This window comes from Streptomyces sp. NPDC036815 (assembly GCF_055609205.1).
Window position 1 is genome coordinate 359,128 of the sequence record NZ_JBVJPW010000005.1, and the last position, 26,454, is coordinate 385,581.

General features: G+C 73.2%; 24 protein-coding genes. 13 read left to right on the top strand and 11 right to left on the bottom strand.

Annotated features, from left to right (window positions below; translation table 11 throughout):
* Positions 1–2: 2 nt before the first annotated feature.
* Positions 3–1,271, bottom strand: a complete 1,269-nt coding sequence (locus tag ACZ69I_RS14760) for a D-alanyl-D-alanine carboxypeptidase family protein (protein ID WP_467670235.1) — start codon at positions 1,269–1,271, stop codon at positions 3–5.
* A 109-nt stretch (positions 1,272–1,380) separates the two neighbouring features.
* On the opposite strand from ACZ69I_RS14760, the gene ACZ69I_RS14765 reads away from it, so the two are divergent.
* Positions 1,381–1,629: an SCO4848 family membrane protein gene (locus ACZ69I_RS14765; RefSeq protein WP_389720226.1), complete on the top strand. Its 249-nt coding sequence runs from the start codon at positions 1,381–1,383 to the stop codon at positions 1,627–1,629.
* On the top strand, positions 1,626–3,005 hold the full coding sequence (locus ACZ69I_RS14770; RefSeq protein ID WP_470832405.1) for a metallophosphoesterase: 1,380 nt from the start codon (positions 1,626–1,628) through the stop codon (positions 3,003–3,005). Before ACZ69I_RS14765 ends, ACZ69I_RS14770 begins: the two co-directional genes overlap by 4 nt.
* Here ACZ69I_RS14770 and ACZ69I_RS14775 read toward each other — a convergent pair.
* Complete coding sequence (locus ACZ69I_RS14775) at positions 2,909–3,685, bottom strand: ABC transporter ATP-binding protein (protein ID WP_470832407.1); 777 nt, start codon at positions 3,683–3,685, stop codon at positions 2,909–2,911. The genes ACZ69I_RS14770 and ACZ69I_RS14775 overlap by 97 nt on opposite strands.
* Positions 3,682–4,773 (bottom strand): ABC transporter permease, encoded by a 1,092-nt coding sequence (locus ACZ69I_RS14780; protein WP_470832408.1) that lies wholly within the window; start codon positions 4,771–4,773, stop codon positions 3,682–3,684. The genes ACZ69I_RS14775 and ACZ69I_RS14780 overlap by 4 nt, the downstream gene beginning before the upstream one ends.
* A gap of 173 nt (positions 4,774–4,946) precedes the next feature.
* Here ACZ69I_RS14780 and ACZ69I_RS14785 point away from each other — a divergent pair, with 173 nt between their 5' ends.
* From ACZ69I_RS14785 to ACZ69I_RS14795, 3 genes are all read left to right on the top strand, one after another.
* On the top strand, positions 4,947–6,167 hold the full coding sequence (locus ACZ69I_RS14785; protein ID WP_470832410.1) for a sensor histidine kinase: 1,221 nt from the start codon (positions 4,947–4,949) through the stop codon (positions 6,165–6,167).
* Complete coding sequence (locus ACZ69I_RS14790; protein WP_470832411.1) at positions 6,164–6,799, top strand: response regulator; 636 nt, start codon at positions 6,164–6,166, stop codon at positions 6,797–6,799. Before ACZ69I_RS14785 ends, ACZ69I_RS14790 begins: the two co-directional genes overlap by 4 nt.
* 184 nt (positions 6,800–6,983) lie before the next feature.
* Positions 6,984–7,382, top strand: a complete 399-nt coding sequence (locus tag ACZ69I_RS14795; RefSeq protein WP_467670231.1) for an ATP-binding protein — start codon at positions 6,984–6,986, stop codon at positions 7,380–7,382.
* Positions 7,383–7,416: 34 nt separating this feature from the next.
* On the opposite strand, the gene ACZ69I_RS14800 is transcribed toward ACZ69I_RS14795, so the two are convergent.
* From ACZ69I_RS14800 to ACZ69I_RS14825, 6 genes are all read right to left on the bottom strand, one after another.
* Positions 7,417–7,827 carry a VOC family protein gene (locus ACZ69I_RS14800; RefSeq protein WP_467670850.1) on the bottom strand — a complete coding sequence of 137 codons (411 nt, stop codon included), beginning with the start codon at positions 7,825–7,827 and terminating at the stop codon, positions 7,417–7,419.
* A 155-nt stretch (positions 7,828–7,982) separates the two neighbouring features.
* A complete protein-coding gene (locus ACZ69I_RS14805; protein ID WP_362993249.1) occupies positions 7,983–8,753 on the bottom strand; it encodes a succinate dehydrogenase iron-sulfur subunit in 771 nt (256 codons plus the stop codon).
* Complete coding sequence (gene sdhA, locus ACZ69I_RS14810; protein ID WP_470832413.1) at positions 8,753–10,507, bottom strand: succinate dehydrogenase flavoprotein subunit; 1,755 nt, start codon at positions 10,505–10,507, stop codon at positions 8,753–8,755. Before sdhA ends, ACZ69I_RS14805 begins: the two co-directional genes overlap by 1 nt.
* Positions 10,508–10,523: 16 nt before the next feature.
* Complete coding sequence (locus ACZ69I_RS14815) at positions 10,524–11,018, bottom strand: succinate dehydrogenase hydrophobic membrane anchor subunit (RefSeq protein WP_389720234.1); 495 nt, start codon at positions 11,016–11,018, stop codon at positions 10,524–10,526.
* An 8-nt stretch (positions 11,019–11,026) separates the two neighbouring features.
* Positions 11,027–11,407 carry a succinate dehydrogenase, cytochrome b556 subunit gene (gene sdhC / locus ACZ69I_RS14820; RefSeq protein WP_361716248.1) on the bottom strand — a complete coding sequence of 127 codons (381 nt, stop codon included), beginning with the start codon at positions 11,405–11,407 and terminating at the stop codon, positions 11,027–11,029.
* 149 nt (positions 11,408–11,556) lie between these two features.
* Positions 11,557–12,120: a 2-oxo-4-hydroxy-4-carboxy-5-ureidoimidazoline decarboxylase gene (locus ACZ69I_RS14825; RefSeq protein ID WP_467670226.1), complete on the bottom strand. Its 564-nt coding sequence runs from the start codon at positions 12,118–12,120 to the stop codon at positions 11,557–11,559.
* Between the two features lie 284 nt (positions 12,121–12,404).
* Here ACZ69I_RS14825 and ACZ69I_RS14830 point away from each other — a divergent pair, with 284 nt between their 5' ends.
* From ACZ69I_RS14830 to ACZ69I_RS14855, 6 genes are all read left to right on the top strand, one after another.
* Positions 12,405–13,991 (top strand): beta-N-acetylhexosaminidase, encoded by a 1,587-nt coding sequence (locus tag ACZ69I_RS14830; RefSeq protein ID WP_470832415.1) that lies wholly within the window; start codon positions 12,405–12,407, stop codon positions 13,989–13,991.
* Positions 13,992–14,066: 75 nt separating this feature from the next.
* On the top strand, positions 14,067–14,801 hold the full coding sequence (locus ACZ69I_RS14835; RefSeq protein ID WP_467670222.1) for a DUF4328 domain-containing protein: 735 nt from the start codon (positions 14,067–14,069) through the stop codon (positions 14,799–14,801).
* An 84-nt stretch (positions 14,802–14,885) separates the two neighbouring features.
* Positions 14,886–15,392: a hypothetical protein gene (locus tag ACZ69I_RS14840; protein WP_470832417.1), complete on the top strand. Its 507-nt coding sequence runs from the start codon at positions 14,886–14,888 to the stop codon at positions 15,390–15,392.
* A 63-nt stretch (positions 15,393–15,455) separates the two neighbouring features.
* The gene (locus tag ACZ69I_RS14845; RefSeq protein ID WP_470832419.1) at positions 15,456–16,055 is read left to right on the top strand and encodes a hypothetical protein; all 600 of its coding nucleotides are present in this window, start codon (positions 15,456–15,458) and stop codon (positions 16,053–16,055) included.
* A gap of 168 nt (positions 16,056–16,223) precedes the next feature.
* Complete coding sequence (locus ACZ69I_RS14850; RefSeq protein WP_467670216.1) at positions 16,224–18,434, top strand: hypothetical protein; 2,211 nt, start codon at positions 16,224–16,226, stop codon at positions 18,432–18,434.
* A 41-nt stretch (positions 18,435–18,475) separates the two neighbouring features.
* A complete protein-coding gene (locus ACZ69I_RS14855; protein WP_470832420.1) occupies positions 18,476–20,074 on the top strand; it encodes an amino acid ABC transporter substrate-binding protein in 1,599 nt (532 codons plus the stop codon).
* A 47-nt stretch (positions 20,075–20,121) separates the two neighbouring features.
* Here the strand turns inward: ACZ69I_RS14855 and ACZ69I_RS14860 are convergent, their stop codons facing one another.
* The gene (locus ACZ69I_RS14860; RefSeq protein WP_470832422.1) at positions 20,122–22,746 is read right to left on the bottom strand and encodes an FG-GAP-like repeat-containing protein; all 2,625 of its coding nucleotides are present in this window, start codon (positions 22,744–22,746) and stop codon (positions 20,122–20,124) included.
* Between the two features lie 740 nt (positions 22,747–23,486).
* Between ACZ69I_RS14860 and ACZ69I_RS14865 the strand changes: the two genes are divergently transcribed.
* Both ACZ69I_RS14865 and ACZ69I_RS14870 read left to right on the top strand, forming a co-directional pair.
* A complete protein-coding gene (locus ACZ69I_RS14865) occupies positions 23,487–24,152 on the top strand; it encodes an RNA polymerase sigma factor (protein ID WP_467670210.1) in 666 nt (221 codons plus the stop codon).
* Positions 24,152–25,282 (top strand): hypothetical protein, encoded by a 1,131-nt coding sequence (locus ACZ69I_RS14870; RefSeq protein WP_470832423.1) that lies wholly within the window; start codon positions 24,152–24,154, stop codon positions 25,280–25,282. The genes ACZ69I_RS14865 and ACZ69I_RS14870 overlap by 1 nt, the downstream gene beginning before the upstream one ends.
* Before the next feature lie 196 nt (positions 25,283–25,478).
* On the opposite strand, the gene ACZ69I_RS14875 is transcribed toward ACZ69I_RS14870, so the two are convergent.
* Positions 25,479–26,372, bottom strand: coding sequence for a L,D-transpeptidase family protein (locus tag ACZ69I_RS14875; RefSeq protein WP_467670206.1), 894 nt, complete (start codon positions 26,370–26,372; stop codon positions 25,479–25,481).
* Between the last annotated feature and the right edge of the window lie 82 nt (positions 26,373–26,454).

The window sequence follows — 26,454 nt, forward strand, 5'->3', positions numbered from 1 at the left end:
CGTCAGCCCTGGCGGTCCCGCCGCCCCGCCTGGCCCGGCAGCGGCAGCTTGCGCCTGATCACGAAGGCACCCGCGGCGAGCAGCGCGAGCACGCCGCCCGTGATGCCGAGGGCGATGCCCATGCCGTTGCCCCCGCCGCCGGAGGAGTGCGCCGCGTTCTCGGCCGCGTCCGTGCCCTCGCCGCCGCTGCCCGGCGCGCCCTTGCCCGCGCCGCCCGTGGCAGCGCCCTTCGGGGCGACCAGCTCACCCACCGGGTCGACCTTGCCCGCGGCCGCGAAGCCCCAGTCGAAGAGGCGCGCGGTCTCCTTGTAGACCGCGTGGGCCTCGGTGGAGGAGGGGTTCATGACGGTGACGAGGAGCACCTTGCCGTCGCGCTCGGCGACACCGGTGAACGTGTTTCCCGCGTTCGAGGTGTAGCCGTTCTTGACGCCCGCGATGCCCTTGTAGGGCGTGACGCCCTCGGCGCCGGTGAGCAGCTTGTTGGTGTTCTGGATCTCGAAGGACCCGCGCTTCGTCTTGCCCTTGTCCTTGCCCTTCTTGATCTCCTCGGTCTCACCGGGGAACTTGGCCGTCGCCGTCGAGCAGTACTCGCGGAAGTCCTTCTTCTGCAGCCCGGAGCGGGCGAACAGCGACAGGTCGTACGCGGAGGAGACCTGCCCCTTGGCGTCGTAACCGTCCGGGGAGACCACGTGCGTGTCGAGGGCCTGCAGGTCCTCGGCGTGCTTCTGCATGTCCTCGACGGTCTTCGGAATGCCGTCGTTCATCGCGGACAGGACGTGCACCGCGTCGTTGCCCGACTTCAGGAAGACGCCGAGCCACAGGTCGTGGACGCTGTACGACTCGTTCTCCTTGATGCCGACCATGCTGCTGCCCGCGCCGATGCCCGCCAGGTCGGTGAGCGCGACCTTGTGCTGCTGCGTCTTGGGGAACTTCGGCAGGACCGTGTCCGCGAAGAGCATCTTCAGGGTGCTCGCCGGGGGCAGCCGCCAGTGCGCGTTGTGCGAGGCCAGGACCTCGCCGGACTCGGCGTCCGAGACGATCCAGGAACGCCCCGTCAGCTCCTTCGGCAGCACCGGGGCGCCCGCCTTGAGCTTCACCTGTGTTCCTGCCTCACCGAGCTGGGCGCCACCGACGGTGGACATCCTGGCGGGCGGTTTCGGCTGGTCGTTGTCGTCTCCCGGCTTCCCGTCCGCCAGTGCGGGCGCTGCGGTCGACATGGTCAGCAATGCGGCGGAAGCGACCAACATGGCGGTCTTTTTTACGGCAGGCACGGACGAGAACGTACAGGGCGGGCCTGTGCGCGTGGTCGCCGAGGTGGGCTGTGTCCCGCCGTCCCCACCCCGGCGGCGGCTCGGCAGGGGAACTCGCGATACTGAACGTATGAAGCTCAGCCGCCCTGTCTCCTGGTTCCTGCTCGCCTTCGGGGTGTGGAGCTGGTTCATCTGGATCACTTTCGTCAAGAACCTGTGGAAGGACGGCAGTGGGCTGGCCTTCGACGACGCGGACAACCCGACCGGGTACTTCTGGGTGCACCTGACGCTTGCCGTTGTCTCCTTTGTCTTGGGGACGGTGGTAGGGGCCATCGGGTTCCGTGGAGTCCGTGCCCTGCGCAGAACGCCGTCCCCGTGATCGTCCTCGTGGTCCTGGTGGGCCTCGCCGTCCTCGCGGCCTTCGCCGGCCTCCACTGGTACGCCTGGCGCAGGCTGGTCCGCGACACCACGGCCGGGCCCGGCCCCGCCCGGCGCGCCGGGACGGTGGTCTTCGTCGCGGGCCCCCTGCTGATGTTCGCGGCCCTCGCCGCCGAACGCACCGGGGCACCCTTCCTGCTGCAGCGGACCCTTGCCTGGCCAGGGTTCATGTGGATGGCGGTCTCGCTCTACCTGCTGCTCGCGCTGCTCGCGGGGGAGCTGGTACGGCCGCTGGTGCGGCGGTGGGCCGACCGCGGGGCCGCCTCCGGACGGCCCGGGGCGGAAGCACCCGGGGCGCGCCTCCCCGGGGAGGACGGTCCGCAAGAGGGCGACTCCGTGGAGGTGGGTCCGGCTTGCGCCGCGGAGGCGGGCGCAGCCGCGCAGACGTCCGTCGGCGGGTCCGGAGGGACCGCGGAGTCTGCCCCCGAGGCCGCCGCCCCCGCCCCCACGACTGCCCCTTCGTCTGCTCCTTCTCCCGCCGCTCCGCCCGCCCCTTCGCGTCGCCTCTTCGTCTCCCGCGTCGTCGGCGGGACCGCCGCGGCCGTCGCCGCCGGAACGGTCGGATACGGGACGTACGGCGTGCTGCGCGGCCCCGAGGTGAAGCGGGTCACCGTGCCGCTGGCCAAACTGCCGCGCGCGGCACACGGGTTCCGGATCGCGGTGGTCAGCGACATCCACCTCGGGCCGATCCTCGGACGCGGTTTCACCCGGCGCGTGGTCGACACCGTCAACTCCACGCAGCCCGATCTGATCGCCGTGGTGGGAGACTTGGTGGACGGCACCGTCGAGCACCTCGGCCCCGCCGCCGCACCGCTCGCCGGACTGCGGGCGCGGCACGGCGCGTACTTCGTCACCGGCAACCACGAGTACTTCTCCGGGGCCGAGCAGTGGGTCGGCCACGTGCGCGAACTCGGTCTGCACCCGCTGCGCAACGCGCGCACCGAGCTCCCCGCCTTCGACCTCGCGGGCGTCGACGACGTGGCGGGCGAGAGCGAGGGCAAGGGCCCCGACTTCGCCAGGGCGCTGGGCGACCGGGACCGCTCGCGGGCCTCCGTACTCCTCGCGCACCAGCCGGTCGTCATCCACGACGCCGTCGAGCACGGCGTGGACCTGCAGCTGTCCGGCCACACGCACGGCGGCCAGCTCTGGCCCGGCAACATCGTCGCGGACCTCGCCAACCCGACCCTCGCGGGCCTCGAACGGTACGGCGACACGCAGCTCTACGTGACCCGGGGCGCGGGCGCCTGGGGGCCGCCGGTCCGGGTCGGGGCGCCGTCGGACATCACGGTCGTGGAGCTGGCGTCGCGACAGGCCTGAGACCCGGGCGGCCCGGGACGCAGACGGCCGTCGTGGACCTCGGCCGTCCGGTCCACGGCGGTGAGGTGGGCGCGGTCGTGCGTGACCAGGACGGTGGCGGTGGCCCGCCGGCGGGTGAGGCCGGTGATCAGGTCGATGACGGCGGCGCCGCGCTCGTGGTCCAGGGCGCTGGTGGGCTCGTCGACCAGCAGGACGGTGGGGTCGTTCATCAGGGCGCGGGCGATGTTGACGCGCTGGCGCTGACCGCCGGAGAGCTGGTGGGGGCGGCGGCGGGCCTGCTCGGCCAGGCCGACCGCGTCGAGGAGTTCGAGGGCGCGGGCGCGGGCCCTCGCGGGGCTGCGGCCGTCGATGTGGGCCATGACCTGGAGCTGCTCGGCGGCGGTGAGGGAGGGCAGCAGGTTGGGCTGCTGGAAGACGATGCCGATCTTGTGACGGCGCAGCGCTGTGCGGTCGCCGCGGCTCATGCCGGTGGTGTCGGTGCCGTCGACGGTGACCGTGCCGGTGTCGGGGGCGATGAGGGTGGCGGCGACCGCCAGGAGGCTGGACTTGCCGGAGCCGGAGGGCCCGACCACGGCGGTGACGGTGCCCCGGGGAACGTCCAGGGTGACCCGGTCGAGCGCGGTCAGGCGGGTGTCGCCGTCGGGGTAGGTGAGGGTGACGTCGGTCAGGTTGAGGCTCATCGGGCGCCCCCCAGGGCGGTCAGCGGCTCGACGGAAGTGATGCGGCGGATGGACAGGGCGGCCCCGAGCGCGCCGAGCAGGACCAGCACGGCGGCGGGGGTCAGGACGGTCGCGGGGGTGAGCAGGAAGGGGACGTCCGAGCCGGTGACGAGGGCGCCGACGGCGGCGGCGATGCCGGTGCCGGTCAGCGTGCCGCCGACGAGCAGGACGACGGCCTGGCCGAGGGCGTCCTTGAGGAGGCCCGCGGTGGAGGCGCCGAGCGCCTTGAGGACGGCGACGTCCGCGCTGCGCTGGATGGTCCACACGGTGAAGAAGGCGCCGATGACCAGGGCGGAGATGGCGAACAGGAAACCGCGCATCAGCTGCAGGGAGCCGTTCTCGGAGGTGTAGGAGCCGATCGCGGACAGCGAGTCGCCCTTGGTGACGGTCCTGGTGCCCGCGGCCCGGTCGGCGGCCGCCACGTCGGCGTCCGGTGTGGTGCTGAGGGCGATCACCGTCGCGGTCGGGCCGTCGCCGGGGACGGCCGGCGGAGGCGCGGCCTTCCGCCAGGTGACGAGTGAGGTCCAGATCACCGGGGTGTGGCTGAACGAGGCGTCGCCCCGGACGGCGGCCACCGTCAACTGCCGCCCCGCCAGGACGAAGCGGTCGCCGGGGGCGAGGCCGAGGGCGTCGGCGGCCGGTGTGGACAGCACCGCCGACCGGTCGTCGATCCTCGCGCTCTCCGGCGCCAGCCGGGAGCCGGGCGTCACACCGAAGGCGGAGACCCCGGCGCTCCTGCCGTCGGCGATGGCCTCGGTGGTCGTGATCCCCAGAGGTTCGGCGCCGGTGACGCCGGGGGTCTTGGCCCACCGCTGCCACTGCCGCCAGGTGACGGTGGAGTCGGCGTACGACAGGTCCTGTCCGCCGCCGGGGGACTGGAAGGCGATCCTGTCGGCGGGCAGGCCGGTGACGGCGGAGACGTTCTGCCGGCCCAGGCCCGCGGTCAGACCGGACAGGAGGCCGACCAGCAGGGTGATCAGCACGATGACGCCGCCCATCAGGGCGAAGCGGCCCTTGGCGAACTTCAGATCTCTCCAGGCGACGAACACGGCTGCGGCCGGCCCTTTCCGGTAGGGGGGAAGCGGTACGTCTCCACCGTCGCCGCCACCCCCCTGCCCGGGCATCTGGCCGGGGACGGCACTTCACGGGCCGAAAGGCGGCGCGCCGGTTGTAACTTTCGATGGAGGCCGCCCGGGGATCCGGTCCTTAGGCTGGGAGAACTGTGAACTCCCCCGCTCCCGCGCCGACCCCGACCACCCGGCCCCTGGCCTGGTGCCTGCACGTGCTGACCCTGGCCCTGCTCGCCCTGGCCGCCGGCCGGGCCGTGCTCGACGGACGGCCGCACGCCGCGGCGACCGTCGCCGCGGCGACGGTGTGCGCGCTCGCGTACGCGGCCGGGCCGCTCCTGCCGCGCGTCCGCCGCTCCCGGTCGGCCGCCGTCTGGTGGCCCGCCGTCCTCGGCGTCTGCTGGCTGGGGCTCCTGCTGCTGACCGCCGACGGGGTCTGGGTCGCCTTCCCGCTGTTCTTCCTCCAGCTCCACCTGCTGCCGCGCCGCGCGGGCCTCGCCGCCGTGGCGGCGACCACCCTCGCGGCGATCACCGGGTTCGCCGCGCACACCGGGTCCTTCAGCGTCGCCATGGCCATCGGGCCCGCGCTGGGCGCCGCGGTGGCCGTCGCGGGGGTCTGGGGCTACCAGGCCCTGTACCGGGAGAGCGAACAGCGCCGCCGGCTGATCGACGAACTCACCGCCACCCGCGCCGACCTGGCCCGCGCCGAGCACACCGCCGGGGTGCTCGCCGAACGCGAGCGGCTGGCCCACGAGATCCACGACACCCTCGCGCAGGGGCTCTCCAGCATCCAGTTGCTGCTGCGCGCCGCCGAGCGGGCCCTGCCCGGCACGCCGGAGAACGCCGTCCACTACGTCGGCCAGGCCCGTCAGGCAGCCGTCGACAACCTGGCCGAGGCCCGCCGCTTCGTCGCCGCCCTCACCCCGCCCGGCCTGGAGGGCGCCACCCTGGCCGGAGCCATGGAGCGGCTGTGCGCCACCACGTCGGCCCGCCACCGGCTCGCCGCCCGCTTCCACGCCACCGGCGATCCGGCACCGCTGCCCACCGCGTACGAGGTCGCCCTGCTGCGCGTCGCCCAGTCCGCGGTCGCCAACACCGTCCGGCACGCCGACGCCGGGACCGTCGAGATCACCCTCAGCCACCTGGACGGCCACGTCGTCCTCGACGTCGTCGACGACGGCACCGGCTTCGACCCCGACCGGCTGCCCGCCCCCGAACCCGGCAGCGGCGGCTTCGGCCTGGCCGCGATGCGCGCCCGCACCCACGCGCTGGGCGGCACCCTCACCGTCGAGTCCGCCCCCGGCAAGGGCACCGCCCTGGCCGCCCGGCTCCCCCTGACCCCGCCCGCCGTCGGCGAATCCGAGGCCCTCCGGTGACCGAGAACCCCGTCCGCCTGCTCCTGGCCGACGACCATCCGGTGGTGCGGGCCGGGCTGCGGGCGGTCCTCGAGACCGAGCCCGGCCTCACGGTGGTGGCCGAGGCCGCCACCGCCGAGGAGGCGGTCGCCCGCGCCGCCGCCGGGGACATCGACGTCGTCCTGATGGACCTGCGGTTCGGCGGGGGAATGGGCGGCGCCGAGGCCACCGCCCTGATCACGGCCGGGGCGGGCGCGCCCCGCGTCCTGATCGTCACCACGTACGACTCCGACGCCGACACCCTGCCCGCCATCGAGGCCGGCGCCACCGGCTACCTCCTCAAGGACGCCCCGCCCGAGGACCTGGCCGCCGCCGTGCGCACCGCCGCGTCGGGCCGCACCACCCTGGCGCCCACCGTCGCGGACCGCCTCATGAACCGGCTCCGCACTCCTGCCACCGCCCTGACCCGGCGCGAGACCGAAGTCCTCGCGCTGGTCGCCGAGGGCCTCTCCAACCAGGCCATCGGCCGCCGGCTCCACCTCACCGAGGGGACCGTCAAGTCCCACCTGGCCCGCATCTACGCCAAGCTCGACGTCGACTCCCGCACCGCCGCCGTGGCGACCGCCACCGGACTCGGCCTCATCCGCCGCTGAGAGCCTGTCCGCGTGCGCCATCGGGCGAGAGGGAACCAGCCAGATGTGGCGGGCTCCGAGGTGCCGCAGTGACACCGTGTCATTCCCCTGTGCAGCATGGAGCGTCGACTGTTTGTGCGGTTCGTGACGCGCGTCGCGCCGACGCGTGCCGTGCGTCGTGCGCCGCGCCGAAGGGGGAGCAGGGTTGTCGAGACGCGATGCCTTCAGGCTGCCGCCGCACCCCGCTTCGGTACCCCTGGCCCGCACGCGGGTGCGGGAGCACCTGGCCGCCTGGGGTCACACGACGGACCGCGGCACGCTCGACGACACCGTGCTCCTGGTGTCGGAGCTGGCGACCAACGCGATCCTGCACGGGGTCGTCGTCGAGCGGGAGTTCGAGGTCGCGGTGACGGTGCTCGCCGACGGCTCCTGCTTCATCGAGGTGTCCGACGACAGCCCGGCGGAGCCCGCGCCCCGCACGTCCGACACCTGGGACGACGAGAGCGGCCGCGGCCTGCGGCTCCTCGACACGGTCGCGCAGGCGTGGGGCGTCCGGCGCCGCGGCCGCTACGGCAAGACGGTGTGGGCGCTGGTACGGGGGTGAGCGCCCGGCCGTACCGGGACGGCACCGGCTCCTCTCAGGACGTGCGCGCCAGCTCCGGCCGCTTCAGGTAGTCCGTGAACCCGACGACGTTCCCCCACGCGTCGGCGATCTCCACGGTCCACCCGGTGGCCACGGAGAACGGCTCGGCAAGGAGCGGAATCCCGGCGGCCGCCAGGGCCCGCCCCTTCGCGCGGGCGTCGCGGACCTCCAGCCAGATGCGCGGGGAGGGCCACGGCGGCGTACGCGGCACGATGCCGTCCTCCACGCGCAGCAGCAGGCCCGGCGTCTCCTCGCCCACCTTCAGGATGGCGAGCCCGATCTCGTCGAGTCGGAACGCGACCGGGAACCCCGCCCGTTCGTAGAACCCGACGGCCTCGCCGAGGTCACCGACGGGGAACAGCACGTTGTCGAAGCCGAGCAGCGCCGCGGACGGGTCGTCGAGCAGTGCGGTGGACTGGTCAGCGGACAGGCCGACCGACTGGTTGTCTGACATTCCGTCAGGGTAGGTCGGCGGCCGCGAGGCGGGCGCAGGCGCGCCGACGACCGCGGGCCCCGCTCCTCGGAAGGAGCGGGGCCCGCGGACTCGTACGTACGGCGGGATCAGAAGCGACGCGTGATCAGCGCGCGCTTGACCTCCTGGATCGCCTTGGTGACCTCGATGCCACGCGGGCACGCGTCCGTGCAGTTGAACGTCGTGCGGCAACGCCACACGCCGTCCTTGTCGTTGAGGATCTCCAGGCGCTGCTCGCCCGCCTCGTCACGGCTGTCGAAGATGAAGCGGTGCGCGTTCACGATCGCGGCCGGGCCGAAGTACTGGCCGTCGTTCCAGAACACTGGGCACGACGACGTGCACGCGGCGCACAGGATGCACTTCGTGGTGTCGTCGAAGCGCTCGCGGTCCTCGGCGGACTGCAGACGCTCGCGCGTCGGCTCGTTGCCCGTCGTGACCAGGAACGGCATGACGTCGCGGTACGCCTGGAAGAACGGGTCCATGTCGACGACCAGGTCCTTCAGGACCGTCAGACCCTTGATGGGCTCGACCGTGATCGGCTTGCCCGGGTTGATGTCCTTGATCAGGGTCTTGCAGGCAAGGCGGTTCTTGCCGTTGATCCGCATGGCGTCCGAGCCGCAGATGCCGTGCGCGCAGGAACGACGGAACGTCAGGGTGCCGTCGAGGTCCCACTTGACCTTGTGGAGGGCGTCGAGGACACGCTCCTTCGGGTCGATCTCCAGCTGGAAGTCCTCCCACGTGGCGTCCGCGGAGACCTCGGGGTTGAAGCGGCGGACCCGCAGGGTGATCGTGATGTACGGGGAGTCGGCGAAGCCCGCCTCGGGCTTGGCGTCTTCCTTGTCGAGGGTCGGGGTAGCCATCAGTACTTACGCTCCATCGGCTGGTAGCGGGTCTGGACGACCGGCTTGTAGTCGAGACGGATCGTCTCCGTGCCGTCGTCGCCGACCTCGCGGTACGCCATGGTGTGGCGCATGAAGTTGACGTCGTCGCGGTTGGGGAAGTCCTCGCGGTAGTGACCGCCGCGCGACTCCTTGCGGGCGAGCGCGGACTGCGCCATGACCTCGGCCAGGTCGAGCAGGTTGCCCAGCTCGATGGCCTCGAGGAGGTCGGTGTTGAACCGCTTGCCCTTGTCCTGGATCGAGACGTTGAGGTAGCGCTCGCGGAGCTCCGCGATCTTCTCCACCGCCGTCTTGATCGTCTGCTCGGTGCGGAACACCATGACGTTGGCGTCCATGGTCTCCTGCAGCTCCTTGCGGAGCTCGGCGACCCGCTCGGTGCCCGTGGCGTCGCGCAGCCGCTCGACCTGGGCGACGACCAGCTCCTCCGGGTTCTCCGGGAGCTCGACGAAGTCGTTCTTCGCCGCGTACTCGGCGGCGGCGATGCCCGCGCGCTTGCCGAAGACGTTGATGTCCAGGAGGGAGTTGGTGCCGAGGCGGTTGGCGCCGTGCACCGACACGCAGGCGACCTCGCCGGCCGCGTACAGGCCCGGGACGACGGTGGTGTTGTCCGCGAGGACCTCGCCCTCGACGTTCGTCGGGATGCCGCCCATGGCGTAGTGCGCGGTCGGCTGGATCGGGATCGGGTCCGTGTAGGGCTCGATGCCGAGGTACGTGCGCGCGAACTCCGTGATGTCCGGGAGCTTGGCGTCCAGCTGCTCCGGCGGGAGGTGCGTGAGGTCGAGGTAGACGTGGTCGCCCTCGGGACCGCAGCCGCGGCCCTCACGGATCTCCGTGTAGATGGAGCGCGAGACGACGTCACGGGACGCGAGGTCCTTCATGACCGGCGCGTACTTCTCCATGAAGCGCTCGCCGTCCTTGTTGCGGAGGATGCCGCCCTCACCGCGGGCGCCCTCTGTGAGGAGGATGCCCATGCGCCAGATGCCGGTCGGGTGGAACTGGAAGAACTCCATGTCCTCCAGCGGAAGCCCGCGCCGGTAGCAGGCCGCCTGGCCGTCACCGGTGAGCGTGTGCGCGTTCGAGGTCACCTTGAAGAACTTGCCGGTGCCGCCGGACGCGTAGATCACGGACTTCGCCTGGAAGATGTGGATCTCGCCGGTCGCCAGCTCGTACGCGACGACGCCCGCGCTGCGCTTGACCCCGTCCACCTCGACGATGAGCTGGTCGAGGACGTAGAACTCGTTGAAGAACTCCACACCCTCCTTGACGCAGTTCTGGTAGAGGGTCTGGAGGATCATGTGGCCGGTGCGGTCCGCGGCGTAGCAGGACCGGCGCACGGCGGCCTCGCCGTGGTTGCGGGTGTGACCGCCGAAGCGGCGCTGGTCGATGGTGCCGTCCGGCGTGCGGTTGAACGGCAGGCCCATCTTCTCCAGGTCGAGGACCGCGTCGATGGCCTCCTTCGCGAGGATCTCGGCGGCGTCCTGGTCGACCAGGTAGTCACCGCCCTTGATCGTGTCGAAGGTGTGCCACTCCCAGTTGTCCTCCTCCACGTTGGCGAGCGCGGCGGCCATGCCGCCCTGCGCGGCGCCCGTGTGGGAACGCGTGGGGTAGAGCTTGGTGAGCACGGCGGTGCGGCTGCGCTTCGTCGCCTCGATGGCGGCGCGCATGCCGGCGCCGCCCGCGCCGACGATGACGGTGTCGTACTTGTGAATCTTCACGGAAGTCGCCTCGGCTTTAGCGGATGTTCGGGTCGAAGGTGAAGATCACCAGCGTGCCCAGAAGGATGGTGAACACCGTGGCGGTGTACAGCAGGCCCTTGAGCCACAGACGCGTGTTGGGGCGCTCCGCGTAGTCGTTGATGACCGTGCGCAGGCCGTTGGCGCCGTGCAGCATCGCGAGCCACAGCATCAGCAGGTCCCAGACCTGCCAGAACGGCGAGGCCCAGCGGCCGGCGACGAACGCGAAGCCGATCTTCGAGACACCGCCGTCGAGCACCAGCTGGATCAGCAGGTGGCCGAGGACGAGGACGACGAGGACGACACCGGACAGGCGCATGAACAGCCATGCGGCCATCTCGAAGTTGCCGCGGGTCGAGCGCGGGGTCTTGGAGGTGCGCTTGCGCGGCGCCTCGATGACCGGGGCCGGGTTGTCGGAGTCGTAGAGCGAGGCGCCCTCGACGGGGCCGACGCCCGGCGTACCGGACTTCTCAAGCGTGGTGTCAGCAGACATGTCTGGCGTCAGCTCCCGAAGACTTCGCGGACGGCGTGGCCGAGGACGGGGTAGAGCGCCCCGACCATCAGGACGACCCAGATGCCGACGACGGTCCAGAGCATCTGCTTCTGGTAGCGGGGACCCTTCGACCAGAAGTCGACGGCGATGACGCGCAGGCCGTTGAGCGCGTGGAAGAGGATGGCGGCGACCAGGCCGTACTCGAGGAGTCCGACGAGGGGTGTCTTGTAGGTGCTGACGACATCGTCGTACGCCTCCGGGGAGACGCGGACGAGAGCGGTGTCCAGCACATGCACGAACAGGAAGAAGAAGATGAGGACGCCGGTGACTCGGTGAGCCACCCAGGACCACATTCCTTCCCGGCCGCGGTACAGCGTTCCAGCCGGCACGGCAGAACCCTCCGGGAGCGGGGATTGGGGCCAGCCGGCTTGGGTGGTCGGACGGGCCCGGCCGGGTACGGTCCACCGGCCGCTCGTCATCGTATCGACGAGTTGTCGGTGTCCCTGCCCCGGGTCCGCAGGTGTGATCAAACAGGCAATCAAACAGGCACGTACGGGCTATCGGGACGCGATTGCGGGCGACTCTCCCCTGCGGCGTGTCCCGCCGCACGTCCGCCGCTGTTTCCGGTGGCCTGACACAGGGTGAGCCGGGCGAGGCGGCCCCGGGCGAGGCGGCGCAGTTCCTCGGCCGAGACGGCGCGTTCGTCCTCGGGATCGTTGCCGAGGCGTGACCGGATGCCGGAGAGCAGCTGGTCGAGGGCCTCGTCCGGCGCGACGTCGTCGAGGCAGATCACGAACGTGTGCCCGAAGCGGCTCTCGTACACGGCGTGGGCGGCGCTCAGGGCCGTCCGGGCGGCGGTGCGGGTGGCGTGCGAGGCGCTCTGCCGCGGCACCACGGGATCAAGGGGCTCGCAGGCCAGCGCCTCGATCAGATCGCCGGGCGACAGGTCGTACACCGCCTCGTCGGACGCCGCGAGCAGCGCGTCGAGGTCGGGGTAGGGGCGGTGGGCCGCGACGCGGCGGGCCCAGCGTCGGCTGCCGCAGCAGGTGAGCAGGGAGGCTTCGGCCGCCTCCGGCGTGGCGGCGTTCAGCTGGTGCGGCACGGGGGTGGCGCGGCCGACGGGACGAGGGGAACGGTGCGGGGACAGCGTGCGCTCCTGGACAGGGGGCGGCTGGGACGGGGCACAGCGTGTGGGGGTGGCGCAACGCTATCGAGACGCGCTGGAAGCCGGACGACGGCTGAGCGAATTTCACTCGAATGGGAGAGTTTGGCCGCCTTCTGTGGACGCGCCGCCTCCGCTTGCCCGTCGTAGCGTGGCGGCATGGCTCTGATTCTCGCTCCGGATTCGACGTCAGCCACGACGCGCCCCGCGATACGGGACGAGCGGTGAAGCGCGGCCCCGTGGCCGCCGCGGGCGGCGTCGCCGTCGCGGGGGCCGCGGTCCTCGCCGTGGGGCTCTGGCCGGGCGGCGACGGCGGCGGCGCCGCGAAGGCGACGCCCTCGGACGCGCCGTCCGCACCGCCCTCGGCGAGCCCCACCAAGAGCTACGCGCTCTCGAAGGCCCCGGCCACCATCCCCGCCGTGCGCGAGCACACAGCGGCCCGAGGCCCCGGCTGGCGCCCGGCGGAGGGAAAGGGGCGCGTCGTCGTCCGCGACGACGGCCTGGCGGACGAGGCGAAGCTGCTCGCCGGGGAGCTGAAGCTGACGTACGGGGGAGACGCCCGCCCCCGCAAGGGCGATGTGGAGCTGGCGCTCACGGACGAGAAGGACGGCGGCGCGGAGTCGTACCGCCTGACCGTGAAGGGCGAGCGGGTACGCATAGCCGCACCCGCCCAGGCGGGCGTCTTCTACGGGACCCGCACCCTCAAACAGGAGGTGAGCGGCGGCAGGACCGCTCCCGAGGGCGAGGTGCGGGACCGCCCGGCCAAGCCGCAGCGCGGATTCATGCTCGACATCGCCCGCAAGCACTTCGACGCGAAGTGGATAGAAGACCGCATACGCGACCTGGGCGACCTCAAGTACAACCAGCTCGGCTTGCACTTCTCCGACGACCAGGCCTTCCGCATCGCGTCGGACTCGCACCCCGAGATCGTCTCCTCCGACCACCTCACCAAGGACCAGGTCCGCTCCATCGTGAAGCTGGCGGAGAGCCGGCACATCACCGTCGTGCCCGAGATCGACTCGCCCGGCCACCTCGGCGCGGTCATCGAGCAGCACCCGTCGCTCCAGCTCCGCGACGCCCGCGGCGTCGCCACGCACGGCGCCGTCGACATCTCGAAGCCCGAGGCGGCCGCGCTCGTCGACGACCTGCTCAAGGAGTACGCCGAGCTGTTCCCGGGCGGCTTCTGGCACCTCGGCGCCGACGAGTACCAGGCCCTCACCGTCAAGAACCCCGAGTCCTCCTACCCGCAGCTGGCCGCCGCCGCCCGCGAGCGCTACGGCGCCGACGGCCGCGTCCAGGACCTGGCGACGGGCTGGCTCAACGACCGGGCCTCCACCGTGCGGCCGTTCGACAAGAAGCTGAAGGCCTGGAACGACGGGTTCTTCCGGGGCGGGAGCGCGGACGCGGCCGACGACCTGGAGGTCGCCTACTGGACGGGCAAGGAGATCGGCGCCCGCGACCCCGTCGAGTACCTGAAGGCCGGCCGCAAGCTCACCAACTACAACGACGAGTACCTCTACTACGTCCTCGGCCAGCCCAACGACTTCCGCTACCCGACCGGTCGGCGGATCTACGAGAGCTGGACCCCGCTGGTCGTCCGCGGCACGAAGCCGGTGAGCGAGCGGTACGACGACCAGATCCTCGGCGGCACCTTCGCGGTCTGGGGCGACCTCGCCGGGGCGCAGAACCAGGAGCAGGTGGCCGCGGGCATCCGGATGCCGCTGCGGGCCACCGCCCAGAAGCTCTGGGACCCCGGAAAGCCCGCCCTGGCCTGGAACGACTTCGTGAAACTCGCTGATACCGTCCGGTAGCCGCCGACGGCGCCCTGGGGAGGGACGCGGGCGGCTCCGTACGCTCGTGAACCGCCCGTGGGGGGTCGCTCGACCATGCTGTCCCAGGAACATCCGCCGTACCACCCCGTCCGGGGCGGGCCACCCGCCCGGCTGCGCTCGCCCATCGGCCTCAGCCGGGCGGTCATGGCGCTGCTCGCTGTCGTCATCGCCGCGGACCTCTACTCGCTGTGGGCGGGCACCGTCATGAGGGAGGTGATGGCGGACCTGCTCGCGGGGGACTTCGGGGCCGGTGTGGAGCGGGACGCCGAACGCGCCGACACGCTGTACGCCGCCTCCGGGTTCCTGCAGACCGGGGCGCTGCTCGCGACCTGCGTCGTCTTCCTCGTCTGGTTCCACCGGGTGCGGGTGAACGCCGAGGTGTTCGCGCCGCACCTGCACCGCAAGGCGCGCGGCTGGACCGTGTGGGGCTGGTTCGTGCCCGTCGTGAACCTCTGGTTCCCGCGCCGGGTCGCCCTCGACATCTGGGACGCGAGCGGTGACCCGGCGTCGGCGGCGAGCGCCCCGCACCGGCTCCTGAACACCTGGTGGACGCTGTGGGTGGGGAACCTCCTCGCCGGGCGCTGGTCCACCCAGTCGTACTGGCGGGCCGAGGAGCCCGACGAGATCAAGGCGGCCGTCGGCAACCTCATGTTCTCCGACGTGCTCGACATCGTCTCGGCCGTCCTCGCCCTGCTCGTCGTGCACCGCCTCACGCGCCTGCAGGACCACCGGGCCCGGTCCGGTCCGCCGCAGGTCCAGCCGCTGCCGGGGCCGCTCGCCGCCCCCTGAATTCGTCCTTTTGGTGGCGAACCCACCGACGCCTGTGGTGTATTCGGCCCGGGAGCACGGCAGGAGCACGACGGGGAGTGGGGCATGGGCTACTGGGGGTACTACGTCGTCGGCAGGAGCGAGCGGCCGCTCGCCGAGCTCGCGGCGGTGGCGGGCGTACGGGACGAACTGAGCCTCCTGGACCGGCGGCCCGACGGCTGGCAGGTGTGGGAGGTGCCAGGCGGCGACGGCACGCACGACGTGGGGAACATGAACGCGCTCGCCCGGGAGACGGACGCGCCCGCGCTCTTCGGCTACGTGATGGACAGCGACTGCGTGGTCGTCGAGGCGGCGTCCCCCAGGAGCGGGGCGTGGACCACCTGCCTGGCGCGGGGCGCGATGGCCAAGTACCTCGGCGACGCCGAACCGACCGTGGAGGACTACTTCCTGGAGCCGCGCGACGCCGCGCAGCGGGCGGTGGCCTGGGCGGCCGAGTCGGGCCGGACGGTGTCGTCGGGGCCGCTGCTGGACGTGCTGAAGGCGGACGCCGAACCCTCCGCGGAGGAGCTCTTCTTCCGGCTCCTCGACCGCCTCGGAGTGGTCCCGCAGTGACGTTCCGGGGCCGGTGCACGCAGTAAGGGGCAGTGCAGGGTCCGGAACGGGGAGACGTACAGCATGAGCCTGGTGGAGCTGATCGCGCAGGCCGACGAGGGAGGCCTGGCGGCGAGCGGGCTGGCCTGCCTCGACCGGTGTGTCCCGGTGCTCGGCGGCGACGACGACCTGCTTCGCCCGCTCTGGGCGAGGCTCGCGGAGGGCGGGGACTGGGACGGGCCGCTGGCCGCGGCGCGCGCGTCGCTCGACAGGGCCGCGGGGGAGTCCGCGGCGGGGGAGTCCGCCCGGCCGGACCGCGCGGCTTCCGGTGAGGCGGCGGCGCTCGCCCGGCGGATGCTCGACGCGGCCCCGGGGGCGTATGCGGGCGCCGAGGTGCGGGAGTGGGCGGACGGCTGCTCGGTCGCCGCGCTCCAGGTCCACCGGCTCCTGGACACCACGCCCACCGGCGGCGGCCACTCGGTGGCGGCGCGCCGCGAGGGCCGCACGGACGGCAAGACGCGGCTGGTCGCGGCGGAACTCCGGCGCCAGGTACGGATCCTGGAGCTGCTCTCCGACAAGGCCGCAGGCCCGGCGGGCGGCCTGCGGCAGGCCCTGGACGTCTCGACGGAGGGCCGCCGGGTGCTGCGGGCGGTGGTGTCGCGGCGGGCGCGGGGACGGGCCTGACGGAGCGGGTGGTCCTACTCGTTGAACCACTTGGACGTGACAGTGGCGCCGCCGCCCGCCTGCCCCTCCCCCGACGCCGGACGGCGCACTCTCGCCAAACGGGCGCCCCCTCGTTAACCTGACGAGCCATCATCCGGCGACCCCTGCCGCCACGTCCACGGAGGGCCCGTGCCAGATGAACTCGGATTCGACGAGCTGCTGGACGACGGCGGCCTGATAGCCAGGCTGCTCGGGAGGACCGCGGCCGGGCGCAGACGGGACCTGCTCTACGGGCCCGACCTCCCCGTGGTGCTGCTCGTCGGCGGGCCCGGCACCGGCAAGGGGCGCCTGCTGCGGTGTGTGCGGCGGCACTTCGGGCCGCGCGTGCCCGTCGCGTACGTCGACTGCGCCCTCACCGACTGCCGTGAGCAGGCCGAGGAGCGGCCCGGCAGCCGCTCGGAAGTGACCGAGGTGCTCCGCAAGGTCGCGCTGCAGTACGGCGACTGGGGCGGCGACGGCGGCGGGATCGCCGTGCCGCGGCTGTACGCCGGGCTCGCGGCCGTGGCGGCGAGCGACCGCCTCGCCCGGGCGGCGCCGCTGGTCGACGAGGTGGGCCGCCTCGAAGGCATCCTGCCGCCGGGCTCCTTCTGGCGCGGAGTGCTGAAGGGGACGGCGCGGAACTACGTGGGGTACCTGACGGGGCTCGTCACGAGTCCGCTGGTCGGGCCCTTCCTCAACGCGCTGCTCGACGGGCTGTTCGCCCGCGCGTCGGCCGAGGGCCGGGCCGCCCTCACCGCCTGCTACGGCGAGTACCCCGGCGCGGGCGGCCACCCGCTGTCCGGACTGCGCGCGCTCGGCGAGGACTTCCAGCAGGGCGGGGAGGCGCGGCGGATCGCCGAGGGCTTCCTCTTCCGGGCGCTGCGGCAGGACGTCGACGCCGCCTACCAGTCCGTACGCGGGCGCATGACGCGGGTGGGACGGCCCGCCCTGCTCCTCGACCACGCCGACAACGCCCTCGGCAGGCGGCTCCTGAAGCCCGCCCTCGAGGACCGGGAGCGGGGGCACCACGACCGCCTCGTCGTGTTCGCGACCGCCCGCCGCGAGGACGGCGGCCGGTTCCTGCACCGGGCGGGCAACAGCCGGGACGAGACCGTGAGTTGGCGTCCGCGTACGGGGACGCTGCCCGAGTGGAGCCGTCCGGCGGGCGGCGTGCCCGACCACGCGCCCCTGTGGCGCGGCGTCCTCCTCGTCCGCATGCCCGCCCTCACCCGCGACCGGCAGAAGGACGAGCTCAGCCGGTTGCGCGGCGGCCACGAGCAGCCCGACAACGCCGTACGGCTCCGTATCCACAGCGGTGTGCACCGGCTGAGCGGCGGACGTCCGCTGTTCGTGACCCGGCTCGGCCAGGCGACCGCCACGGCAGTGTTCCCGAACCCCGAGGAGTGCGATGACTGGGCGATCCTGGACGCCCGGGTGCCCGCGGGCGAGGACGACCTGGGGCGCCCCGTCGCCGACCGCCCGGTGGCCGACGTACTCGTCGACGAACTCGTCGTCCGCCAGCGCCCCGAGGAGCTTCCGCCCGAACACCGCGGCCACTGGCTCGACCTGCTCACGCACCTCTCGGTCGCGCACGACGTGGAGTGCGCCCAGACCCTGATGCGCGCGGTGCAGGAAGGGCGCACCGAGCAGCTGAACGCCTACCGGATCGCCGAGCTCCTGGAGGACACCGGCTGGCCCCGCTGCCCCCGGCACTTCATCGGCGACCTCGGCCTGCGCCGCCTGCTGACGCGCAGGCTGTACCGGCTGCGCGAGGGGGGCGCCGCCTGGCACGCGGACCACGCGCTGCTGCAGGGCCACTACCGCGACCTCGGCGACCGCCACCCCGACGCCCTGTTCGTCACCGCGGGGGCGCACCGCACCCACCACCTCCTCGCCTCCGACGGCGCCGACCTCGTCACCCGCTACCTGGCCGAGACGTTCCGCACCCGCCCCATCGCCGACTGGTGCGAGGAGCTGCTCGCCGTCGCGGACGCCGCGCTGATCGGCGCGGCCGACGACCGGTACGCCCGCGCCCTCGGCGAGACCCAGGTGCGCGGCGACACCCTGCGGCGCAGGATCGACCGGCTGCTGCACGCCGTGTGGCTCACCGAGGACCGGACCCAGCCGCTGGACGAGACCGTGCCCGGGGTGCTGCGCGGGCCCCTGCGCGAGCTCAGCGAGGAGCTGGCGCGCACCGCCGACGAGGCGGTGCGCGACCAGGGGCCGGAGGGCGCCGACGTGGCCAGGGCCGCGGACGGGGCCGCGCTGCTCATCCGGATGGCCCGCGACTGGGGCGACCGGGCCGAGGACAAACAGCCGCTGCAGCGGTGCGTGTGCACGGAACACATCGGGTTCGGCTGACCGGGCCGGCCAACTGGGGCAGGACCAAGGGGAGGACAGCGGTGAGACCGCTCGGGAACTGGCTGTACAACACGTTCTTGGCCAACTGGATGCGCAGGATCCTCACACTGCTCGGGCTCGCGGCCGCGGGCGTGCTCCTGTACGTGTTCCTGCCCCCGATCGGCGAACCGGAGAGCTGCGCCACCGGCGTCGAGAAGCACGGCGGCGAGTGCATCGGCGTCAACGGCACCGGGTACGCCTTCGGCACGCCGGAGATCGACAAGGTGGCCCGCGCCATCGCCAAGGAGAACGAGGAGTTCGTCGGCGACAAGCCGCACGTCACCGTCGCCCTGATGCTGCCGCTCCAGCCCGACATCGCCGCCGAGCGCAAACAGCTCCGCAGCGAGGTGCAGGGCGCCTACCTCGCCCAGTACCGGGCCAACCGCGAGGAGAACACCCCGCTGCTGCGCCTCGTCCTCGCCAACCCCGGCGACGCGTACGGCCAACAGAAGCGCGTCGTCGACCAGTTGGCGGGCATGACGGACCGCGAGCACGGCAGCCTGCGCGCCGTCACGGGCTTCAACCTCAGCCTGGACGCCACCGAGAAGGCCATCGCGCGGCTCACCCGCGAACTGCACATCCCCGTCCTGGCCAGTCGGGTCAGCGCGGACGGGCTCGCCAACCCGGAGAAGAGCTCCGGCAAGGACCCCTATCCGGGCCTCGCCCGGATCATCCCGACCAACCGCCAGCAGGCCGACGCGCTGGCCAGCTTCCACGGCAGGCTCAAGGACGAGGAGACCGTCCTGGTGCGGGACAGGCGGCCGCACGACATCTACAACAACTCGCTGGCCCAGGCGTTCAGCCGTGACGAGAGCGGCCCGCCGGGACCCAAGGACCAGACGTTCGACTCGCCCTCGATCACCGACCCGGGGGACACGGGCAACGACTTCACCCTCATCGCCCAGAACATCTGCCAGTCCACGGCGCGGTACGTCTACTTCGCGGGCCGCCCCGTCCACCTGCGGCTCTTCGCGCTGAAGCTGGCCGACGTGCAGTGCAAGGGGAAGAAGTACACGATCGTCAGCGGCTCGGGCGCGGCGACGCTCGACCGCTACATGAAGGGCGACGACTGGGCGCGGCTGCGCGGCGGCGGCACGGAACCCGTTGTCAAGGTGCAGTACGCGGCGCCCGGCCACCCCGCCGCCTGGAGCGAGCAGCTGAGCGGCAAGGGCGGTGGCAAGGGCGGCGGCCCGGCCTACTTCACCGAGCCGAAGGCGGAGCTGGACACGCTGCGCTCACTCATCGGCAAGGGCAGCGCCGGGGACATCGGGCCGACGGGCCTGGACGACTCCCGCACGATGCTGCTGTACGACGGCACGCGGACCATAGCCAAGGCCGTGCTGCTCGCCAACGCCCAGACCTCGGGCACGGTGCCGCCCCTGAAGCGGGTCTCCGACATGTGGCAGCGCATCGAGGCGGTCAACCGGGTGCGCGGGACCAGCGGCTGGATCTGTCTGACCAACGCGGGCAACGCCTACGACAAACCGGTCGCCGTCGTCGAACTGGACCCGCGCACCGAGGCGTTGGAGTTCGTCGGCATCGGCTGGCCCGAGGGCAGGCACCAGCCCGACGAGTGCCGGGTGCCCAGCGACACCGGCTGAAACCGGGCGCGCCGCTCCCCGTCGCGGGGGGAGTGGCGCGCCCGCCGTCACGGCGTCAGGATCTGGCCCAGACGGGCGCCCGCCGGGGTACCGAGGAGCGTGCGCCCGTAGTAGACGCCGCTCGCGCCCGGCACGCCCGAACTGCCCGCGTCCAGCTGGAGGATCGTGCCGTCGCCCGCGTCCTCGCCCTCGACGCCGATGGCGAGGTCCGCGCGGCCGGAGCCGGACAGGTCCGCCAGGGTGACCGAGGAGCCGAGGCGGTCGCCGGACTCCGTGGAGCCGGGGACGTCGGGCTCGTCCTGCGAGAAGGCCTTCGCGCCCGTGCCGGTGAGGCCGGCCGAAGAGCCCTTCAGGAGGAGCGAGGTGCCCGCGTCCTTGCGGTTCTTGTCGGCGCGGGTGATGTCCTCGTCGGGGGCGCCCGCGAGGACGTCCGCGTAGCCGTCGAGGTCGTAGTCGCCCGCCGCGACCGACCAGCCCATCGCGTCGCCCGCCTCGGCGGCGCCGGGAACGCCGGACGTCGCCTGGTGGACCGTCTTCATGCCGGTCGTGGTGAACCCCGTCGAGGTGCCCGAGACCACCGTGACCTGGCCGCCCGCGTGGGCGCCCGACTCGGAGGTGTACGGCTGGCCGATGACCAGGTCGTCGTAGCCGTTGCCGTTGACGTCGCCCACGGCGACGGACCGGCCGCCGGGGACGGACAGGACGCCGACCCGGCTCAGCCCGGAGCGGCCGCCGCGGAACCAGGCGACCTTGCCCTTGCCCGCCTGGTCGCGGTAGGTGAGCGCCACGTCCGCGTAGCCGTCGCGGTTGAAGTCGCCGGAGGCGGCGTCGGGATACGCGATGGCGGTGTCGCCCGAGGTGAGGCTGCCGCCCGACTCGTGCTCCGGGTCGAGCCGCGCGGCCCACGAGCCGCCCGTGCCCGTCGCCACGGCGAAGACGTCCGCCTTGCCGTCGGCGTTGAAGTCACCGGAGGCGACCGCGGAGCCGAACCTGGCGCCGGGGTAGTGGAAGTCGGGCGAGAGCTGCATGTCCGTGCCGGACGTGAACTTCGGGCCGTACAGCATCGTGACCGCGCCGCGGTCGGCGTGGCCCGAGGTGTCGTCCTCGCCGGGCGCGCCGATGACGAGGTCCGCGTGGCCGTCGGCGTTCAGGTCGCCCCACGCCGTGGCCGCGCCCCAGCTGTCGCCCGTCTCCGACGTGCCGGGGACGCCGGGGCTCGCCTGGGTGAGGGAGACGCGGGAGGCGCCCACAGGCCCGTCGAGGCCGCCGGGCACGACGGTGACGCGGCCACGGCTCGACGACGCCTTCGGGGTGGCCGCGATCAGGTCCGTGATGCCGTCGCCGTTGTAGTCGGCCGTGGGGATCGCGGAGTTCCGGCCGGCGGTGCCCGCGTAGCGGCGGATCTCGCCGAGCTCGGCGTGGAGGTTCTTGCCCGGGCAGCGGGTGGTGGAGCCGTCGCGGTGGCCGGAGACGGTCCGCAGCGAGGCCTGCTCGCCCTTCTTCCACACGCCGGTGTCGTCGTCGGCGGTCAGCGTGACCTTGCCGGCCGGGTCCCCGCCGTACTGGCCGAGCTTCCAGGCCGCCACGCGCGCCACCGACTCCAGGGCGGCGCGGGTCGGCCTGCCCGCGGGCCTGTCCGCCGCCGGGTCGCCCTCGAAGTCGCCGAGGACGGCGATGCCCGTGGAGTCGCCGTCGAAGCCGTGGGTGTGCTCGCCGCGCACGGGCAGGTCGCTGCCGCCGCCGCGGCCCTCGAATATCCGGCCGCACTTGTCCACGAGGAAGTTGTAGCCGAGGTCGTTCCGGCCCTCGGTCCGCACGTCGTACGTCAGGAGGCCGCGGACCAGCGCCGCCGACTGGGCGCAGCTGTAGTCGTTCGTGCCGGTCGTGTGGTGGACGAAGACCGCCTTGACCTTGTCGAGGTACTCCGGCGGGTCCTCGACGAGGGACTCGTCGGCGCCCCAGGTGGCACGGTCGATCACGGGCGGCCGGGTGACGGTGGACGACGGGGGCGTCGGTCTGGCCGGGGCGGTGCCCGGGGCCGCGGGGGCCTCGTCGAGGGTGAACGCCGCGGGGGACACGTCCGTGCCCGCGCGGCGGCCGAGCGAGGGGTCGCGCGCCTCCTGGGCCGTCACGCCCGGGTCCACGAGGTTGACCTCAAGTCCCTTGGGTAGAGCGGTGGTCGACGTGCCGTCCGCCGCGGTGACGCGGACCTCCACGCCGTCCGAAGGGCCGACCCAGAGCGGATCGGACGCGGCCCGCGTGCCCGCCTCCGCCTTCTTCGCGGGGTCCGCCCGAAGGCCCAGGGAGCGCCAGCCGGTCCAGCTGCCGGAGCCGAGGGCGCGCGTGCGGACCTGGGCGGTGCCGTCGAGCTCCGTGGTGGCGCCGCTCCACGAGACGCCGAGGAGCGAGAACTGCCCGGTCGACGTGCGGGAGAGGCCCCGCTTCGTCGCGCCGTCGCCCCGGAGCGCCAGATCGTGCACGCTCGCGGGCCGCTTCGCGCGCGGGTCGGCGCCGGGGCCCTCCCCGTCGGCGGGCTCGGCCATGGCGTACGTCACCGCTCCGGCGCCGCCCAGCACGACGGCCCCGATCGTCAGCCACGCCCTGCGCCGCAGACTCAGCGGCCTGTACGCATGCGTGGTACGCGCCTTTTCACGCGGTTTGCGCGGCGTCAATTGCCCCACTCCTCAGCGAATCACAGGTGAACTCAGCGAGTTCGTACGACTGATCGACGTGGCAAAGGGTTGTAGCGGGGCGGGCGATTTGTCGCGTGATGTATCCCGCACCCGTCCGGCGTGACGCCCGGGCGGGCCGGTGCGCTGGGTCATGTGACAGTTGTGCGGTTGTCGTGGGCGTCGGGGACGCGAGTGGGGATACGGGTGGCGCACCACCGCCGGGGAGACGACCGGTGTCCTGCAGATGGACCGCGACGGCACGGAGCTCGCGCGCGGCAAGTATCTGAGGCTCCCGGCCGCCTCCGGCGCCGCCGACCCCGTGAGGGGCTGCGACCTGGCGGCTCCGACCAGGTCGATGCCCGCCGAGCCGAAGGCGGACGAGACCTTCAAGGCCCTTGCCCGGACGAAGCAAAACGCCCGGGCGCGGTACGGACGGCCGCTCACCGCGGGCTGCGGAGGCTGGGGGAGCGGATGGGGCGCGACGGTTCGTGGTGATCAGCGTGTACCGAGGAACCGGCCGGGGCCGCCACCCCCCACAGGAGAGGCCCCGGCCGGCACACGGTACGAACCGCGTGCGGTCCGTACTTCCTTCAGCGCCGCGCGTGCGTTTTGTGTCACACCGCGTTCTGTCACCCGCTAGTTGCACGTTGTACAAACATGGACGTAGGCCCGTTCCAGCCCGTAGCGTGCTGCTTCGCGCCGGGGCCGGGCGCAGATCTCCGAGTGTCAGGATTGAGAGAGTGCTGGGGGACGACGCGGAGCTGACCGCCGCGGTGCTTGCGGCGCAGGACGGGGACGAAGCTGCCTTCCGGACTGTGTACCGCTCCGTGCACCCACGGCTGCTGGGATACGTACGCACGCTCGTCGGCGATCCGGATGCCGAGGACGTGGCCTCCGAGGCGTGGCTGCAGATAGCGCGCGATCTGGAGCGGTTCAGCGGTGACGCGGACCGGTTCAGGGGCTGGGCGGCGCGCGTCGCGCGCAACCGCGCCCTCGACCACCTGCGCATGCGCGGCCGGCGCCCCGCCGTGGGCGGCGACGAGTCGGAGCTGACCGGGAAGCCGGGCGACGCGGACACCGCCACGGAGGCGATGGAGTCCCTCGCCACCGGCGAGGCCCTCGCCCTGATAGCCAGGCTCCCGCAGGACCAGGCGGAGGCCGTCGTGCTCCGCGTCGTCGTCGGGCTCGACGCGAAGAGCGCCGCCCAGACCCTCGGCAAGCGCCCCGGAGCCGTCCGTACGGCGGCCCACCGCGGCCTGAAGCGGCTCGCCGAGCTGCTCGGCTCGGAGGGCGCGGACCCCAGGGACGCGCTCGACGCCGTACCCCCTCAGAGAGAACCGCGCGGGTGCGCGGTGACGTCCGGCGGTGTGACGCATTCGCGTACGCGGACGCAGAAGGACATGTGATGGCCGACGAGCAGCACAAGTGGCTGGACCGCGACGCGGCGGAACGTTTGCTGCGCGGCGAGCCCCTCGAAGGCATCGACTCCGCCGCACGCGCGCAGGCCGACCGGCTCGCCCGGGCCCTGGCCGCGCTGGCCGCGCAGGACGGCGGCCTGCCCGCCGAAGCCGACGCCGACGCCGTGTCCGAGGACGCCGCCGCGGCCGAGTGCACCCCCGCAGCCACCGGCCGCAGACCCGCCCCGCTCCCGATCCCCGGTGAACTCCCGGGCGAGGCCGCCGCGTTGGCCGCGTTCCGGGCCGCCCGGGCGGAGCTCCCGCAGGGCGCGGGAAGCCGTTCGATGACCGCGCCCTACGCGAGCGACGCCCATCGCGAGGCGGCGGGCGAGACCGTACGCCTCGGCCGGGCCGGAAACCGTCCAGGGCCCAGCCGCTGGGGCCGACCGGTCCGCTTCGGCATCGCCGCCGCCCTCTCCGCCTGCATGATCGGCGGGGTCGCTGTGGCCGCGGGGACGGGCGTGCTGCCCTCGCCGTTCGGCACGCACGCCGACCCCGACCCCGGCCCCGCCGTCTCCGCCACGTCCGCCGCCACCCCGGAGGAGCCCTCGGCGGCCCCGTCGGACGACGAGCGCGAGCCGTCCGAGGACCTCGCCCCTGACGAGAGCACGGCGCCCGACGACGAGCCGACGCGAGAGCCGCGGGACAGCCCGCCGCCGGAGGCCGAGGCGGACGACGATCCCACCGACACCCCGCGGCAGCCGGACAGCGCCGCCCCGCCGCACCGCGACGAGGCCAAGGGCTGGTACCGCAAGGCGGTGGCCGCCTGCCGCGCCTACCGCAGCGGTGAGCTGGACGGCGACAAGCGGCGCCGCCTGGAGGAGGCGGCCAAGGGTCCGGCCCGCGTGGAGGAGTTCTGCGGCCGGCTCCTCGGCGACCGTCCGGGCGGCGGTCACCAGGGCGGCGGCGGTCACGGTGGCGGTGGCGACCACGGCGACGGCGAGGGCGGCGAGGAGGACGGCGGCTCGGGCGGTGACGGCGGTGGCGCCCCCGGGCCCCCCATGTCCTCCCCGTCCGTACCGCGGACGACCCCCACGGCCCCCACGGGTTCGTACAGCCCCCTCCCGCACCTGCCGTGACGGGCGCCCGAACCGGGGTGTGACGTTTTCAGCGGCGGTGACGCAGTAAGAAGTGAGCCGACTGGTCATCGGCCCACGCACGAGCCGGGGGTTCCCCCCGTACCTTCGGCTCCGTGCCCTCGGCGTGGGCGGGATACGTTCCCCCGATCCCGCCCACGCCGCTTTTCACCGGAGCCCGGCATCAGGTCGCACCCGGTCACTTGTAGATGACCACGCGGTCGCCGCTCCGCACCTGGGCGAACAGGCTCGCGATCTTCTTCTCGTCCCGCACGTTCACGCAGCCGTGCGACGCGCCGGAGTAGCCGCGCGCCGCGAAGTCCGACGAGTAGTGCACGGCCTGGCCGCCGCTGAAGAACATGGCGTACGGCATGGCGGTGTCGTAGAGCGTCGAGACGTGGTGCCGGGACTTCCAGTAGACGGTGAAGGCGCCTTCGCGGGTCGGGGTGTACTGCGAGCCGAACCGCACGTCCATCGTCGAAACGGCCTTGCCGTCGATCATCCAGGTCAGCGTGCGGGTGCTCTTGGCGATGCACAGGACCCGCCCGGTCAGGCAGCGCTCGTCCGGCGCGGCGGCGGGCATGCCCCCGCCCGCGTACAGCTCGTACCGCGTCGGCTCGCGCGTCATGTCGACCAGTCTGCGCAGCGTGACGGTGTCCGTCTCGCCGGTGCGGGGCAGGCCGCGCTTGGCCTGGAAGCCCGCCACGGCCCTGGCGGTGGCCTCGCCGTACGTCCCCGTGGGGGCGCCGAGGAACCAGGCGACCTGCCGCAGCCTGGCCTGCAGCTCCCGCACCTGGCCGCCGTGGTCGCCCTGCCGCATGAGCGTCATGGCGCGGGGCGGTGGCGGGGAGGCCGTCGCGGCGGATGGGGGAGCGGCGGGCGAGGGGGTGGCGGGCGAGGCGGGGGTCCTGGCAGGGGGTGCGGCCGGAGCCCGCGTCGGTGGCCGGGTGGCCGCCGTGCCCCGTTTGCCGTCCCCGCCGGACGGCCCCGCGTCCGTGTCGACCGCGACCGCCTTGCACCCCGCGGCCAGGACCAGCACCGCCACGGCCCCTGCCGATATCGCGCCCCTGCCCATCACGCCCCCGGTACTCATGGATCGGTGCTCACGGACAACACTTCCCACAACACTTCCCCTAGTGTTTCCCGGTTTGCCGCGAGTGACGCGTCCCGGGTGC

What these genes read in the sequence shown, in the direction of transcription:
- ACZ69I_RS14875 (WP_467670206.1), bottom strand. Translation starts at nt 26,372, where the DNA reads ATGAGTACCGGGGGCGTGATGGGCAGGGGCGCGATATCGGCAGGGGCC.
- ACZ69I_RS14870 (WP_470832423.1), top strand. Translation starts at nt 24,152, where the DNA reads ATGGCCGACGAGCAGCACAAGTGGCTGGACCGCGACGCGGCGGAACGT.
- ACZ69I_RS14815 (WP_389720234.1), bottom strand. Translation starts at nt 11,018, where the DNA reads ATGTCTGCTGACACCACGCTTGAGAAGTCCGGTACGCCGGGCGTCGGC.
- ACZ69I_RS14775 (WP_470832407.1), bottom strand. Translation starts at nt 3,685, where the DNA reads ATGAGCCTCAACCTGACCGACGTCACCCTCACCTACCCCGACGGCGAC.
- ACZ69I_RS14845 (WP_470832419.1), top strand. Translation starts at nt 15,456, where the DNA reads ATGAGCCTGGTGGAGCTGATCGCGCAGGCCGACGAGGGAGGCCTGGCG.
- ACZ69I_RS14805 (WP_362993249.1), bottom strand. Translation starts at nt 8,753, where the DNA reads ATGGCTACCCCGACCCTCGACAAGGAAGACGCCAAGCCCGAGGCGGGC.
- ACZ69I_RS14835 (WP_467670222.1), top strand. Translation starts at nt 14,067, where the DNA reads ATGCTGTCCCAGGAACATCCGCCGTACCACCCCGTCCGGGGCGGGCCA.
- ACZ69I_RS14765 (WP_389720226.1), top strand. Translation starts at nt 1,381, where the DNA reads ATGAAGCTCAGCCGCCCTGTCTCCTGGTTCCTGCTCGCCTTCGGGGTG.
- ACZ69I_RS14840 (WP_470832417.1), top strand. Translation starts at nt 14,886, where the DNA reads ATGGGCTACTGGGGGTACTACGTCGTCGGCAGGAGCGAGCGGCCGCTC.